The sequence below is a fragment of the Thalassomonas sp. RHCl1 genome (genome assembly GCF_947387555.1).
In the GTDB taxonomy this organism is placed as follows: Bacteria; Pseudomonadota; Gammaproteobacteria; order Enterobacterales; family Alteromonadaceae; genus Thalassomonas.
Genome location: NZ_CANDNZ010000005.1, coordinates 45,046 through 59,608, shown reverse-complemented (window position 1 = coordinate 59,608; position 14,563 = coordinate 45,046). Strand labels below are relative to the sequence as shown.

Below are 14,563 nucleotides of genomic sequence, written 5' to 3'. Positions count from 1 at the left end.
GTTAATGTTTTATTCACCCTTTTACTCTCCTGCTATATCCGGGCCAACCCCGGTGGCTGAGCTGTTTCGGTTTAGCCTTTTGGTTTAATTCTTAGTTTTATCCTTTTGGTTTAGTTAATCCAAACCCTTTATCCAATAGCCTGTGATGGTCATTCCCTGTGTTGAGGGGAATGGCCATCACCGACAGTCATTGGATCATTTTTATTATTTTTCAAGTTTAAGGAAAAACATATGCAAACAAACAGGCGTATCAAGATGCTACCGCCGTGTCTATTAAAATTTCTGCTCGTTCCTGTACTCGCCTTGCTGCTATCGGCATGGGCGCATGCCTTCTCTTCCCCTTTAATAGGGGAAAGACCCGATTTCAGCCGCTGGGCGGCTAAAGATATCGGCCAGGCCAGTATTCCCGGGAGTTTTACCCTTAATGACGATTTAACTATTGAGCTGCAGGGCTCAGGTAACGATATCTGGAATGAAGCGGATAATTTCTATTATCTTTACCGGGAAGTGACCGGCGATACCACTATCATCACCAAAGTGCACAGTGTTGAATACACCCATTACTGGGCCAAAGGGGCGGTGATGTTTCGTGAAACCCTGGAGCCCGGTTCGGTCAATATCGCGCTGGATTATGCCGCCGCCGGTAAGGTGGCGCTGCAATGGCGTCCGGTAGCCGATGAGCGTTCTTTTTATTTTAGCCGCAACGCCGGCACTATGCCGGTATGGTTAAAACTGCAAAGACAGGGTGATCGCTTTACTGGGTATTATTCCTTCGATGGCAGCAACTGGCAGCTGACCACCAGCCAAACCATAGACATGGCGGATACTTTCTATGTCGGCCTGGCCGCCAGTCCTCATGTGACCACGGCAACCAATGAAGTGATTTTTTCTGATGTTGAGCTTCATACCGTTGAGCCATACAGCGATAAAGCCAAGGTTTATCTGATGGCAGGCCAGTCCAATATGCAGGGGCATGGTGCTGTGAGTGCTTTGGCGACCACCTCAGGTGCCGACCTGGTCGCTAAGCGTGATGATGTCTTTATTAAAAATATCATTTCCAACAGCCGGGGGCTGGACGGACTGGCACCGGGCTATGGTGCGCGCAGCAGCAGTTATGGCGTGGAATTAAAAATGGGCAATGTACTTGGCGATGTATTGGAGGAAAATGTCTATTTGTTTAAGGGGGCTGAAGGGGGCACGACCTTGGACAATACTGCCCATTGGCGTCCGCTTGTCCATGGCGGTGAAGCGGGCAACTTGTATGATCAACTTATTAGCGGTTTTAAGGCCTTTATACAGGAGGAATTGGTTGCCAATAATATTGATTATGAAATTGCCGGTTTTATCTGGTTCCAGGGATATAACGACACTTTTGGCACAGAAGCGCTTTATGAAAACCATCTGCGCAATTTGATAAGCTCAGTGCGCACCGATTTAGCCCAGCCTGAATTGCCAGTAGTGATCACCCAGATCAATGACAATCGCGGCAGTGCCGGTGATATGGTGATGGCGGCGCAGGCTAAAGTGGCGCAGGAAGATCCCTTGGCTCGGCTGGTTTATACTGCAGATCAACGCCCTTATTACCACTACGGCCATGACAGTTATATTGTTATCGGTGAACGTATCGCCCGGGAAAGCTTAGCCTTTTTAAATTATGCGGTGACAACCTCGGATGAATATACTGCCAGCCCCGACACCGTATTAACCATTGATGCAGCAAACGGAGTGCTAACGAATGATGAAGGTGTGACCAGCGCCAATTTAGTTAGCGATGTCAGCCACGGCGCGCTTGTGCTTAATCAGGACGGCTCTTTTGAATACACGCCTGTTGCAGGTTATGTCGGTGAAGACAGTTTTACCTACCGCTCAATCAAAAATGGCCGTCAGGGCAACAGTGCCAAGGTGACCCTCTGGGTAAGGGATAACACAGATCCCCTGGTGCTGCATTATGATTTTGACGATACTAATGCCAGTGCCAATGAACAGGCTATTAAAGATATCGCTTCCGGCGTGCCTGCTGCCGTGGTGAAATCAGGGATCAGTTTTGAGCATCCCGGAGCCGTCAACACTTCGGCTTATTTTGACGGCAATACCGTACTGCATTATCTGAGCGAATACCCGGTTTATGACTTTTTGGATCTCAGCACAGATCAAGACTTTAGTATCTCTGCCTGGGTGAAACCCGATGCCGGCATTAGCGGTGAGCCTATCTTGATCAGCAATAAATATTATTACAACAGCAAGTGGGGCTTTGCCTTTACCCTGGCCAATAATGGCACTGCGATTAAGGCTTTTGTCGGCAGTTATGATCATCAAAACCATGTTGATAAAAGTAAAAGTGTGATTGGCGGTGATATCAATCTAACCGACGGTCAGTGGCACCATCTCGCGGTGACGTTTGGCTTTGGTGAAAATGCCATGAAACTTTATATTGACGGTAAGCTTGTCGGGCAAACAGATCTGACCGGCCTGTCGGGTGAGATCAACAAATACGAATCCGCTATCGGCGATGGCTCAGGCGGTGGTAATGGCAGTTCGCAATCTTATAAAGGCTATATGGATGAGTTACGCCTTTACCGCAAAAAACTGTCGGCGGATGAAATTAATAACCTCTACCATAAGCTCAATTAAATCTAGCTCAATGAAAGTATTTTTCTAATAAGGAAATATGATGAAAAATAAAATGCGATATTTAAATCGTTGGCAGCAAAACGGCTTTGCCGCATTTGCGCTGATGTCGGTGTTTATCTTGTTAATGCTAGTCAGTGTGCCGGGTTCTGCTGCTGATAAACTTTCCTGGTTAACGCCTTTGGAGCAATCTTCTCCGGCGGCGCTCGATCTTTCCGCAGTGCAGGGCATCTCGTCCTGGCAAGGGCTGGATATCGGCAATATCACTATGCCCGGCGCTTTTACCGAAGAGTCCGGGGTGATCACTATCACAGGCTCAGGCAATGATATTTGGAATAACCAGGATGATTTCTATTATCTTCATATCCCCATCGAAGGGGACGTGAGTGTCACGGTGCGGGTATTAAGTGTTGAACATACCCATGACTGGGCCAAGGGCGCTTTAATGATGCGGGAAAGCCTGGAGCCGGGGGCGGTTAATGTTACCTTGGGTTATTCCGCCCATAAAAAAGTGGCGTTGCAATGGCGGCCGATACAGGACAAACGCTCCTATTATTTCAGCCGTAATGGCGGGCCCGGGCCTGTATGGCTGAAACTTGAGCGTAAAGGAGACGAATTTACCGGCTATTATTCTTTAGATGGCAATAACTGGTTATTAACCACGAGTAAAACTCTGGTTATGGCCCAGGACATCTATTTGGGCCTGGCGGTCAGTCCCCATGTGACCAGCGATAATAATATTGCCGTATTCGATAACCTTAAGGTGGAGTCCGACAACAGTGCCAATGTCTGCCAGGCACAAGGGGCGCAATGTGGTGTGATTGACGACGGGCAGGGAGGCAGCTTGCAGTGCGGCGCTTGTTCTACAGACTCAAGTTGTAACAGCAATAGCTGTGAGCCGATTGATCCGGTACAAATCGGTGCGGTATGTGCCGCTGCCGGTGCCCAATGTGGCGTGGTGCGTGACGGTAGTGGCAGTACCTTAAGCTGCGGCACTTGTAATACTGGCGAGATATGCTCTAATAATCGCTGTGAAGCAAGTTGCTCCCTGGCTCAAATCGATAACGGACCGTTAACGGATCTTTTTGCCTATGTGCCTTTGCAGTTTGCCTTTGAAGATCTTTCTGCCAACCGCCATCAGCTCGATACCCGTTTATTAGCCCATGAGGATAACAGCGAATTTCCTTATGAAAGCAGTGTTGATATGGCGGATAAAAGCGTTAGCCTTGATTTTGCCGGTAAACGTCCGGCGGCGCAAATGACCTTGTCTTTTAAAATGATCCCCGAGAGCCAGGCGCAAAGCGAGCAAATCATGGCGGGTGAGGGGCTAAGGGTAGAAACCCTGGCCGGTGCCTTAAAAGCGACCTTTGATACCGACTCCTCGGCAATCAGTTTGTTAAACGATTTAAGCGATTTAAAGCACCGTAGTTGTAACCATATCGCGGTCCAGGTCGGCGATAATGTGATTAACAGTTTTGTAAACGGCCAGATGACACAAGTGTCTGTGGATACGGCATCAATCGCTGGGTTAAGCGAGTCGCTTAATATCGGTCCCTATCCCGGTAAGGTTTGGGATGTCAGAATTTTTGATCAGGCGCTAAGCCAGGAAGAGATTGCTACTTTGGGGCAGGATTGTGATGATGCCTTAACCAAACCTGTGCCGGATAGCGAATATCCTAATTATCTGTGCGGGGTTTACCAGTGTATCTACTGGCCCGACGGTGTCACCGATACCACGCAGGAAAGTTTTGAGTATCAACTGCACGGTCACGACATGACCTGGGAGCATAATGTCATGACCACGGGCATGTATCGTCATGGCGAGCTTTGCCAAGAATATGCCAAACCTAGGGACTTGTTATTAAGCGAAGGTTACCGTAAGTCCTGGGTCAGTAAGTTCAATTTTGAGCAGCCCTGGAACCAGTATGTGTTGCATGAAAATTTCCACGCCTATCAAAGCCGCACCGGCGGCTCGGAAAAGTTCCTGGCAGAATCCAGTGCCTCCTGGGGAGCCTTCTCTATGAAACCGACCGCCAAAGATTCTTTGCTCGGTATGTATACCTTACAGCCGCACCTGGCACTGTGGACTACGCAAAGTTCGGTATTTGAAGAGGGCATTATCGATTATGCCAAAGGCGGGCACCAATACGGCGCCAGTATCTTTGAATATTATGTTACCCATCATGTACTGGCGGATAACATGATAGGGAAAGTCTTTAACCGCAGCGTGCTCGGGCTTGCACCGATAAGTGGCAAGCCGGCAGAGGCGTTTTATAATGTCCTGAAAAATGCCGGTTTTGATATGCGGGAAGTATTTAGCGACTTTGCTGCCCGGGTGACCACTTGGGATATGGATTACGGTGAGAGCTTCTTAGTTTCAGAAATTGCCTCATTTAATCGCATGAACGGCAATAACAATAATTCGGAAGATCCGATCCCGGCCGAAGAAGTAGATAATAAAATTGCTGAATTTTATGATGTTAACGGCACCGGGGATGCATGGTTAACCGTACCTGCGCGTTATAAAATCGGTGCCTGGGCCTATAATGCCTATCAGGTGGAAGTCAGCCAGGACAGGGACTATGAAGTGGCGATCAAGCCTTCAGTGGACAATCCTGACTATGCCGAGTTTAGGGCGCAGGTAGTGGTTTATAATGAGCAAAGCGGCACTCGTAGCTATTATAAGTTACCCGTGACTTCTGCAGGTGTACCTGCAAGTATCCAGGTATCGGCCAGCAGCGGCGATAAGCTTTACCTGGTGGTTAGCAGCACGCCATCGGTTAAGTTTACCGACTTTGAAGCCTTTACTTACGATTATAAGATCACCGCGCTGTGATTTTCCCTCAGAACTAAATAGCGATTAACCGCATACGGCAAGCCCTTTTTGGGCTTGCCGTTTTTACCTCTCATTGTGTGCCAAGCCGATAAGCTTGTGACAAGGCAGGGTTGTAATTTGCTGATTGTTTTCTTGCCTGCTGATGCTAAGCATGGCTTTTGCCAACTGCTTGGCGGCAATGGGCTGGTATTTTCGCAGCGGCCCGATAAACAGAAAGTTGAGATATTTCGTTAAGCCTGCAGCAACAGACTCCCCCAAGCGGAAATTTTCTCTTTGCCCTAGCAATAAACTGGGACGGCAAATCACCAGGGCCATGGCAGAAGTTTGGCAGATATCTTTGAGGCTTTTCTCCATTTGTCCCTTACAGCGGCTGTAAAAGTTGGCTGATGTGCTATTGGCGCCGACGGAGCTGATGACAATAAACTTTTTCGTCCGGGCGTTCACTGCCAGTTGTGCGCATTGTCTGACCAGCTCGACATCGACCGCCTGAAAAGCGGCTTTTGAACCGGCGGTTTTTATGGTTGTCCCCAGACAGCAAAAAATATGGTCAACGGCAAAGAGCTCATGGTATTGGTCAATCGCGCCAAAATCTATCTGGTGTTGTGTAACCTTAGAATGGCTAATATCAAGTGGCTTACGTACCAGCAGGGTTATTTTTTGGATCTTATCATCTGAGATAAGTTCGGCTAGCAAAGCCTGCCCCGTGAGTCCGCTTGCGCCTAAAATCATGGCTGAGGTCATAGTGTTCCTTTGTCTATGGGATTCTATGGGAAGTTAAAAGAGGGTTATACCATTAACCGACAATAGCGCGTAAATAAAACTTAGAGTCGGCAAGGGCAGCAGCAGGGCAAAGAGTAAGGTTTCGCACCATTCAATCACACGGTAGAGCTGAAACCAATACCGGGTTTTGGCGCTGTCTGAAGGTAATATCTGGAAAAAAAAGATAAAAGATGCCAGCACCAGCGCTTGTAAGGCGGAAAATAAAATAAACAGCGCCACCCACACCAGGAAGTTTGGGGTAGCGAATTTGATCTGTGCCTGAAGTATTAAAAACAGGATAAAGGCAAACAGGCTCCAGGCTAATAAACGCCAGCGCAGGGGAGACAGGGTGCTTGCCGCCAGGTGGAAAGATTCAGGTGTAAACCAGTACTTCATATCAAACTCTGAACTAAATGCATACCAGTATGATAACATTGAGGGACAGGAACTCAATATGGGTACCAACATTCGTATCCGGTGTAAATTTGTAGTGATAAATAACAATGAATCAAACCTCTAAGACTATTTTACCTTCTGTGCTGTTTGGCTGTTGTCTATTGGTATCGGGCCATGTTTTTGCACATGCCGAACAAGCCAATAGCGGGAACAAGAGCGTCCCAGTGGAAAAAGCCTCGGTATTAGAGCGTATTAAAAAGCAGGAAGCCTCCGGGCTTTTAACACAAACCTCAAGCGAGCGTTTATCCGAAAAAAGCGCTGCTAATGTGCAAAAAACACTCCGTGTTATACCGGAGATACTCACCGACAGCAGTGGCCTGGTTTATCTGGGCGCTAAGATCAGTGAAGCGGATCTAGCCCCGTACCTGGCAGAGCTTAAACAAGAACTGGCAGATGATTTTGCCCTGTTCAGGCAAAACCAGGGAAAAAGGGATCATTTCTCCTTTCATATGACCTTGATTAACCCTTATGAATACCAAAACCTGGAGATTAGCCCCGAGCAGATAAAGCAGCCGCTGACAGTTCAGCTGCTGGGACTGGGCCGGGTTTCTGCCGGCAAGAAAACCACTTATTATGTGGTTGCACAGTCAGCTGACGGACAGTTTTTCAGGCAAAAACAATTATTGCCGCCAAAAGATTTCCATGTCACTTTAGGGTTTGATCCCCAGGATGTCTACGGGGTCAGTAAAGGTGTTGAAACCTTGTTAAGAGATACAGAACTTAACCAGGACTCGAAAACTCTAACCAGGTAAGTTATTTTTTAGAATATAGAATTGCTAAACAGATATTGGAAATACCATGAAATTTAAACTCTCTTTATGTGCGCTGCTGATTGCGTTAAACGGCTGCAGCACTTCTTCTACCGGGCGTAACCAGCTGATGCTGATCTCCCCCAATCAGCTTAATGAAATGGGGATTTCTTCTTTTGAGCAGATGAAAGAGAAAGAAAAAATCAGCCAGGACAAGGCCACCAATGCTTATGTGCAATGTGTTGCCGATGCCATTACCAAAAATGTGCCCAAATCAGCCCATGACGGCGAATGGGAAGTGGTGGTGTTTGATGCCGATCAAGTTAATGCCTTTGCCCTGCCCGGCGGTAAGATAGGGGTTTATACCGGTATCTTAAAGGTGGCGGAAAACCAGCAGCAGCTGGCGGCCATTATCGGCCATGAAGTCGGCCATGTAATTGAAAACCATTCCAATGAGCGGTTATCGTCGAACCAGCTTTCACAAGCGGGGCTGAGCTTGGCCAATGCCGCGCTGGAAAGTCAGAATATCGCTGCCCGTGATACCCTGATGGCAGGATTGGGGCTCGGGGTGCAGTACGGAATTTTAATGCCTTATGGTCGTACCCATGAAAGTGAAGCGGATATTGTCGGCCAGGATCTGATGGCCCGCTCGGGTTTTGATCCCAAAGCCAGCATTGATCTTTGGCACAATATGGCAAAAACCAGCAAAAACGCGCCGCCGGAATTTCTGTCGACCCACCCGTCGAACCAGACCCGGATCCAGGATTTAACCGCCCATTTGCCAAAGGCTTTACCGCTCTATAATAAGGCAGCCGCCAAACCTGATTGTAAAAGACCGAGAAAATAAGCTTTTTATCCGTTGAATAAAAAAGCCCGGAGAATATCTCATTCCCCGGGCTTTTTATTTTTTGAGTTGTACTTTTTCGGTTAGCGGGTTAACCGGTAGAAGGCAATGCTTGCCACCACCAGCAAAATCATCGGGTAAAAGGAGTATACCACCAGCTCAAGCGGTGAAATGCCTAAACTTGCCCCCAACAGCAGCGCTTGTGCGCCATAAGGTAATAATCCCTGGTTGATACAGGCAAAAATATCCAGCAGGCTGGCGGATTGTGCCGGGGTTAACTGGCCGTCGTCGGCGAGCTCTTTGGCGGTTTCACCCGAGACTATGATGGAAACGGTATTATTGGCGGTGAAAAAGTTACTGCTAAAGGCCAGGCTGGCAATGCCGAGACCGGCGGCGCGTTTGTTATTGTTCGGGCTGATTTTTGCTGCCAGTTTTTCCAAGCCTCGGGTGAGGGCGCTTAACCCCCCCTGGTGACGCACCAATTCACTTAACCCGCCGATAAACAGCGAAAGGATAAAGATATCCTGCATACTGGCAAAGCCTTTTTGAATATCGCTTATCCAGCTGCCCAGCTGGTAATCATGGGTGATCATGCCGATAACCGCGGCTAAAATAATACCCAGGGTCAGCACCAGGAAGACATTGACCCCGGACAGGGCTAACGCCAGGATCACCACATAAGGCAAAAGGCCGAGTAACTGGCTGTCACCGCTGCCCTGATAGGTCACCACATCGCCGAGTAAGGCAAAAATGACCACGGCGATGATACCGGCGGGTAAGGCAAACTTGAAATTGACCTTAAATTTATCTTTCATATGGGCCCCCTGACTGCGGGTGGAGGCAATCGTGGTATCGGAGATGATCGATAGGTTATCACCAAAAATAGCGCCGGAAAGAATACAGCCCGCCACCAGGGCGGCGTCGAGTTGCGCCGAATCGACGAAACCGGCAGCAATGGGGGCAATAGCACCTATGGTGCCCATGGAAGTACCCATGGCGGTAGATAAAAACGCCGCCACCAGGAATAATCCGGGCAATAACAGATAATCAGGGAAAACCGCCAGCCCCAGCTGCACGCTGGCATCTACGCTGCCGGTAGCTTTGGCGACCGTACCGAAGGCGCCGGCGAGCAGGTAGATAACACACATGGTAATAATGTTCTGGTGACCGGCGCCGGAGATAAACTGGCTTATCTGCTCATTGATGCTGTCTTTGCCGAGAAAAATTGCCAGGATGATCGCCGGGATAATGGCAATACTGGCGGGCAGCTGATAAAAGGCATAATCCACCCCTTGCAGGGTTAAGACGATACCTGTACCTAAAAATAACCCGAGAAAGACGCCGAAGGGCATCAGGCTGAGCAAATTTTTTGCTGAAGTGTTACTTTCCGTCATTAAGGCTTCTCTGTGATTGTTCATTTTTTTATTTTGACCCGGCCGTTTATTCATCCATTAATTGCTAGTTTCTGACCATAAAGCAATTTGGCTAAATGTCTATCCTTCTTTAACTAAAGGCAGGCATTATAGAAATATATTAATAATTGTCAATCTAGATGTTTAGATGGCTATACTGTTTTTCTCCATTGCCGGGTAGTTACTGTATTTGCCAGCACTTTACCCCGAGAAATGAAAGCCGAATTCGCAATTCCCATACAGATCTCTTACTATGATTAATTCACGAATGGCAAGAGAAACAATTAAAGGAAGAAAAATGCGTATTGTGTTTGTTGGTTGCGGAGCCGTTGGTGGCTATTTTGGTGCCCGCTTGCTGCAAAGCGGAGAAGACGTAACGTTTATTGCCAGAAATCAGCAGCTTACCGCGTTAAAACAGCAGGGACTCACCATAAAAAGTATCGCCGGTGACGCCAGCCTTACCGATATTCAGGCGATGGAGAATCCGGAGGCCGGTTTTAAAGCCGATATTATCTTTGTGACAGTGAAAACCTTCCAGTTGGCCGGGGCCCTCCCGGCCATTAAAAGTATGCTGGCCCCCCATACCCGGGTGATCCCTTTACTTAACGGTGTCAGTGCGGCAAAAAACCTGATGGAAGGCGGCATTGCCAAACAACATATTCTTGGTGGCCTGGCAAAAATCATTGCCAAGGTCAGTGAGCCCGGGGTGATTAATCATACCGGTGCGACTCCGCATATCACCCTGGGGTTATTTAATGACAGTGAAGCCTCAGAGCAAACCTTGCTTAATGACCTGGCACAAAGGCTGAAGAAAGCCGGTATCAGCACCGGCCTTAGCCGCAATATCGAGCTGGCGTTATGGCGGAAATATTTATTTGTTGCTGCCTGGGGAGCCCTGGCTTGTGTTGCCCGGGCACCTGTTGGGGCGCTTCGGGAAAATTCCGGTACCCGGGTGGTGTTGATCAAGCTAATGCAGGAATACCGGGCCATTGCCAACAGTTTGAGGGTGGAGATCAATCAGCAAATCATCGATGAAACCCTGGCCTTTATCGATCAGTTACCCGAGCAGAGTGAAACCTCGATGCAACGGGATATTGCCAATCAAACCTCCAGCGAATTCGATGCCTTAGTGACAGATGCCCTTAACCTTGCCCGGGAGCAGGGCCTGGATGTACCCAGGCTATCTTTTTGTCATGCGATAATAGCCCTGCACTTGGGTCATTAAAGCGATGTCATTCCTTTATTGGTGTAAAAATCGCCGCTGAATTTTTAAATTCAGCGGGTCCGGATAATTAAATCAAAAATTCTCTGCTATCACTCTACTGTCGCCGCTGACTTTGTGCTATCCTTGCGCGCAATTTTATAGGAAGAAGAATCGATTATGTCTGAAAACAAATTTGAGTCTGTAGAAGAGCGTGTCAGTTACGGTGTTGGCCGTCAGTTAGGCGACCAGTTACGCAACAATCCTTTTAAAGATTTTGACGTCACTGCTGTTCAAGCAGGTCTTGCCGATGCTTTGGCAAATGCCAAGAGCCAGGTATCTGATGAAGCACTTAATGAAGCCTTCTCTATTGTTTCTAAGAAAATCCAGGAACAAGAAATGGCCGAAGCTAAAGAAAAAGCAGCCGCAGGTGAAGCTTTCTTAACTGAAAATGCCAAGCGTGAAGAAGTTACTGTAACTGAGTCAGGTCTTCAGTATGAAGTACTGGCAACCGGTGAAGGCGAAAAGCCGACTGCACAAAGCACGGTACGTACTCATTACCACGGTACTTTTATCGACGGTCAGGTATTTGACAGCTCTTACGATCGTGGCCAGCCGGCTGAGTTCCCAGTTGGCGGTGTTATTGCCGGTTGGACTGAAGCCCTGCAAATGATGACTGAAGGTTCTAAGTGGCGTTTATTCGTTCCTTACAACCTGGCTTACGGTGAGCGTGGCTCACAAGGTGCTATCCCACCTTACGCGACTTTAGTCTTCGACGTTGAGTTACTAGCCGTCGTCAGCTAATCGTTTTATTTTTTCAAGCCGGGATTTCCCGGCTTTTTTATGTCCGGTACAAAGTTCGCTATATAGTCCGGAATATGGCCCGGTACATAAATAGGTATTTTAATTTTTCAACAGGGTACTATCAGAACAAATGGAAAAACCAGTGCATACGGAAAAACTTCAGACTTTCTTCCAAACCTATCGTAAAGGTTTTTTAGCCTATGATGTTCAGGCCATCGAAAAATGCTATCAGTGGCCTTGTACCCTTAATACCCCGGATAAATGTGTTTATATCGAAAACCTTGATGATTTAGCACGTGAATTCGATGAAATCTTTTTACAGCTTAAGCAGGCTGACACCCAAGATATTCAGGCGCTCAAAGCGAGTTTCACGCCGTTAAGCGAAAACTTGCTGCTGGCCTGTGTCGACTGGCAGTTTATTAATAGCAGCAGCGAGGTCTTCACCGACTTCAGCGCTATCTATCATCTAATGATATCCGGTGGGGAGATTAAAATTATCAATGTGATCTCACATGATATCAGTAACTCCCTTGCTTTAAGCCAACCCATTTTGATTGAACAATAAGTAGAATGATTATGACAGTAAAAGTTGCCGTTTTAGGCTGCAGTGGCCGCATGGGCCGCAATCTTATTGAAGCCTCAGTAGAGCACGAAGCCATTGAGTTGGTCGGGGGCACCGTCCGGGAAAGCTCAAGTTTTGTTAATTTTGATTTAGGTGAGCTGGCGGGGATCGGCGCAATCGGCTTAAAGACCTCCACCAGCTTAGCAGCACTGGCCGATGCCGATGTTTTCATCGACTTTACTTCGATTGAATCGACCCTGGAAAACATCAACTGGTGCCGGCAAAACAATAAAGCTCTGGTGGTAGGCACCACGGGATTTAGTGATGAGCAGGTGGAAACCATTAAAGCCGCAGGTCAGGATATTGCCCTGGTGCTGGCTCCAAATACCAGTGTCGGTGTTAACCTGCTATTTAAGCTGCTTGAAATCACTGCCAAGGCCATAGGCGACTATACTGATATAGAAATTTCTGAGGCGCACCACAGGTTCAAAAAAGATGCCCCTTCCGGCACCGCGGTAAAAATGGGCCAGGTGATTGCCGAAACATTAGGCCGGGATTTAAATGAATGTGCTGTCTATGGCCGTGAAGGCATCATGGAGGAAAGGGATCAAAAGACCATAGGTTTTGCTACCGTCAGAGCCGGCGATATTGTCGGTGAGCACACGGCACTTTTTGCCGATCTGGGAGAGCGCTTGGAAATCAGCCATAAAGCCAGCTCGCGCATGACCTTTGCCTTAGGCGCTATGCGAGCCTGTACTTGGGTGGCCCAGGCTAAACCCGGATTTTACGATATGCAGGACGTGCTGGGATTAAAAGGCCTGTAACAGCTCAGAGAAAGTATGTTAGCACCTTGAATGTAACGCGGTTTTAACAGAGTTGTTAACGGCTTTTTTTAAAGGCCTTTTTGTCGGTGTAGCAGGGATAAGTGTCACTTTTAGCTGCTTTAGTTGAATTTTAAGTTAAAAGTGTTTTTTCTCTATATTTTCTGGACAAGTGCGACACAAGAGCGTAACATATGCGGAATTTGTCAAAAATTCATAATTTAGCGTTGTTTTGACAGGTTTTGTACATGTAATTTTAACGATTAATGCCGGGTTAAGTCTGGCTTACCGGTATTAATTATCTTTTCTTCTTTACGGAGGTTAAATTGACTAAATCTGCCATTTTAGTGCTTGAAGACGGCACTGTATTTAAAGGCACCGCCATTGGTGCACAAGGGGCCGCAGTCGGTGAAGTGGTATTTAATACTTCAATGACAGGCTATCAGGAAATTCTTACCGACCCCTCATACGCAGAGCAAATCGTAACCCTCACGTACCCCCATATAGGCAATACCGGCACCAACAGCGAAGATGAAGAATCCAACGCTATCTGGGCCAAAGGATTAGTGATCCGCGACTTACCGCTACTTGCCAGTAATTTTAGAAACGAAGAAGATTTAAGCAGCTACCTTAAGCGTCATAATATCTTAGGTATTGCCGATATCGATACCCGTAAACTTACCCGGATATTACGGGAAAAAGGTGCGCAAAACGGCTGTATTCTTGCCGGTGACAATCTGGATGAAGCCCAGGCGTTAAAGCAGGCACAGGAATTTCCTGGCCTTAAAGGCATGGACCTGGCAAAAGTTGTCTCCACCAAGGAGCAATATAGCTGGACTGAAGGCAGCTGGCAGTTAGGCCAGGGGCATGTAACGCCAGAAAACAGTGAGTTTCATGTGGTTGCTTACGATTTTGGTGCCAAACGCAATATTTTACGTATGTTGGTTGACCGCGGCTGTAAGCTTACCGTGGTACCGGCACAAACCCCGGCAGCAGATGTTTTGGCGATGAATCCTGACGGGATCTTTTTATCGAACGGCCCGGGCGACCCTGAACCTTGTGATTATGCCATCACTGCCATTAAGTCTTTCCTGGAAACCGATATTCCTGTTTTTGGCATTTGTTTAGGGCATCAGTTACTGGGCCTTGCCAGCGGCGCGAAAACCGTAAAAATGAAATTTGGCCATCACGGCGCTAACCACCCGGTAAAAGACATGGATCGCGATGTGGTGATGATCACCAGCCAGAACCATGGTTTTGCCGTAGACGAGCACAATATGCCCGCCAACCTGAAAGTAACGCATAAATCGTTGTTTGACGGCTCTTTGCAGGGCATACACCGCACCGACAAGCCGGCGTTTAGTTTCCAGGGGCACCCGGAAGCGAGCCCGGGACCAACGGATGCGGCACCGTTATTTGATCACTTCATTGATCTCATTAAAAAAAGTAAAGCTTAATCAAACTCACAGCGTAAAGAAGATAATCAGAGAG

The 14,563-nt window shown here is 47.7% G+C and carries 12 protein-coding genes; 9 read left to right on the top strand and 3 right to left on the bottom strand.

Annotation, left to right across the window (positions count from 1 at the left end; translation table 11 throughout):
* Positions 1 to 231: 231 nt before the first annotated feature.
* Complete coding sequence (locus tag QL234_RS15265) at positions 232 to 2,631, top strand: LamG-like jellyroll fold domain-containing protein (RefSeq protein ID WP_281558684.1); 2,400 nt, start codon at positions 232 to 234, stop codon at positions 2,629 to 2,631.
* A 37-nt stretch (positions 2,632 to 2,668) separates the two neighbouring features.
* Positions 2,669 to 5,464 (top strand): LamG-like jellyroll fold domain-containing protein, encoded by a 2,796-nt coding sequence (locus QL234_RS15260; protein WP_281558683.1) that lies wholly within the window; start codon positions 2,669 to 2,671, stop codon positions 5,462 to 5,464.
* Between the two features lie 63 nt (positions 5,465 to 5,527).
* Here QL234_RS15260 and QL234_RS15255 read toward each other — a convergent pair whose 3' ends face one another.
* Positions 5,528 to 6,205 carry an NAD(P)H-binding protein gene (locus tag QL234_RS15255; RefSeq protein ID WP_281558682.1) on the bottom strand — a complete coding sequence of 226 codons (678 nt, stop codon included), beginning with the start codon at positions 6,203 to 6,205 and terminating at the stop codon, positions 5,528 to 5,530.
* Between the two features lie 33 nt (positions 6,206 to 6,238).
* Positions 6,239 to 6,619: a hypothetical protein gene (locus QL234_RS15250; protein ID WP_281558681.1), complete on the bottom strand. Its 381-nt coding sequence runs from the start codon at positions 6,617 to 6,619 to the stop codon at positions 6,239 to 6,241.
* A 107-nt stretch (positions 6,620 to 6,726) separates the two neighbouring features.
* Here QL234_RS15250 and QL234_RS15245 point away from each other — a divergent pair, with 107 nt between their 5' ends.
* Positions 6,727 to 7,431 carry a hypothetical protein gene (locus QL234_RS15245; protein WP_281558680.1) on the top strand — a complete coding sequence of 235 codons (705 nt, stop codon included), beginning with the start codon at positions 6,727 to 6,729 and terminating at the stop codon, positions 7,429 to 7,431.
* Between the two features lie 46 nt (positions 7,432 to 7,477).
* Positions 7,478 to 8,275, top strand: coding sequence for a M48 family metallopeptidase (locus QL234_RS15240; protein WP_281558679.1), 798 nt, complete (start codon positions 7,478 to 7,480; stop codon positions 8,273 to 8,275).
* An 80-nt stretch (positions 8,276 to 8,355) separates the two neighbouring features.
* Here QL234_RS15240 and QL234_RS15235 read toward each other — a convergent pair whose 3' ends face one another.
* Positions 8,356 to 9,690 (bottom strand): Na+/H+ antiporter NhaC family protein, encoded by a 1,335-nt coding sequence (locus tag QL234_RS15235; RefSeq protein WP_281558678.1) that lies wholly within the window; start codon positions 9,688 to 9,690, stop codon positions 8,356 to 8,358.
* A 292-nt stretch (positions 9,691 to 9,982) separates the two neighbouring features.
* Here QL234_RS15235 and QL234_RS15230 point away from each other — a divergent pair, with 292 nt between their 5' ends.
* The 5 genes from QL234_RS15230 to carA all read left to right on the top strand — a co-directional run bounded on the left by QL234_RS15230 (position 9,983) and on the right by carA (position 14,529).
* Positions 9,983 to 10,909, top strand: a complete 927-nt coding sequence (locus tag QL234_RS15230; RefSeq protein WP_281558677.1) for a 2-dehydropantoate 2-reductase — start codon at positions 9,983 to 9,985, stop codon at positions 10,907 to 10,909.
* 156 nt (positions 10,910 to 11,065) lie between these two features.
* A complete protein-coding gene (locus tag QL234_RS15225) occupies positions 11,066 to 11,689 on the top strand; it encodes an FKBP-type peptidyl-prolyl cis-trans isomerase (protein WP_281558676.1) in 624 nt (207 codons plus the stop codon).
* 130 nt (positions 11,690 to 11,819) lie between these two features.
* Positions 11,820 to 12,254, top strand: a complete 435-nt coding sequence (locus QL234_RS15220) for a hypothetical protein (protein WP_281558675.1) — start codon at positions 11,820 to 11,822, stop codon at positions 12,252 to 12,254.
* Positions 12,255 to 12,265: 11 nt separating this feature from the next.
* Positions 12,266 to 13,075: a 4-hydroxy-tetrahydrodipicolinate reductase gene (gene dapB / locus QL234_RS15215; RefSeq protein WP_281558674.1), complete on the top strand. Its 810-nt coding sequence runs from the start codon at positions 12,266 to 12,268 to the stop codon at positions 13,073 to 13,075.
* A 323-nt stretch (positions 13,076 to 13,398) separates the two neighbouring features.
* Positions 13,399 to 14,529: a glutamine-hydrolyzing carbamoyl-phosphate synthase small subunit gene (gene carA / locus QL234_RS15210; RefSeq protein WP_281558673.1), complete on the top strand. Its 1,131-nt coding sequence runs from the start codon at positions 13,399 to 13,401 to the stop codon at positions 14,527 to 14,529.
* Positions 14,530 to 14,563: the final 34 nt, after the last annotated feature.

What these genes read in the sequence shown, in the direction of transcription:
- QL234_RS15225 (WP_281558676.1), top strand. Translation starts at nt 11,066, where the DNA reads ATGTCTGAAAACAAATTTGAGTCTGTAGAAGAGCGTGTCAGTTACGGT.
- QL234_RS15245 (WP_281558680.1), top strand. Translation starts at nt 6,727, where the DNA reads ATGAATCAAACCTCTAAGACTATTTTACCTTCTGTGCTGTTTGGCTGT.
- QL234_RS15250 (WP_281558681.1), bottom strand. Translation starts at nt 6,619, where the DNA reads ATGAAGTACTGGTTTACACCTGAATCTTTCCACCTGGCGGCAAGCACC.
- QL234_RS15230 (WP_281558677.1), top strand. Translation starts at nt 9,983, where the DNA reads ATGCGTATTGTGTTTGTTGGTTGCGGAGCCGTTGGTGGCTATTTTGGT.
- QL234_RS15255 (WP_281558682.1), bottom strand. Translation starts at nt 6,205, where the DNA reads ATGACCTCAGCCATGATTTTAGGCGCAAGCGGACTCACGGGGCAGGCT.
- QL234_RS15265 (WP_281558684.1), top strand. Translation starts at nt 232, where the DNA reads ATGCAAACAAACAGGCGTATCAAGATGCTACCGCCGTGTCTATTAAAA.
- QL234_RS15220 (WP_281558675.1), top strand. Translation starts at nt 11,820, where the DNA reads ATGGAAAAACCAGTGCATACGGAAAAACTTCAGACTTTCTTCCAAACC.
- QL234_RS15235 (WP_281558678.1), bottom strand. Translation starts at nt 9,690, where the DNA reads ATGAACAATCACAGAGAAGCCTTAATGACGGAAAGTAACACTTCAGCA.
- QL234_RS15240 (WP_281558679.1), top strand. Translation starts at nt 7,478, where the DNA reads ATGAAATTTAAACTCTCTTTATGTGCGCTGCTGATTGCGTTAAACGGC.
- dapB (WP_281558674.1), top strand. Translation starts at nt 12,266, where the DNA reads ATGACAGTAAAAGTTGCCGTTTTAGGCTGCAGTGGCCGCATGGGCCGC.
- QL234_RS15260 (WP_281558683.1), top strand. Translation starts at nt 2,669, where the DNA reads ATGATGAAAAATAAAATGCGATATTTAAATCGTTGGCAGCAAAACGGC.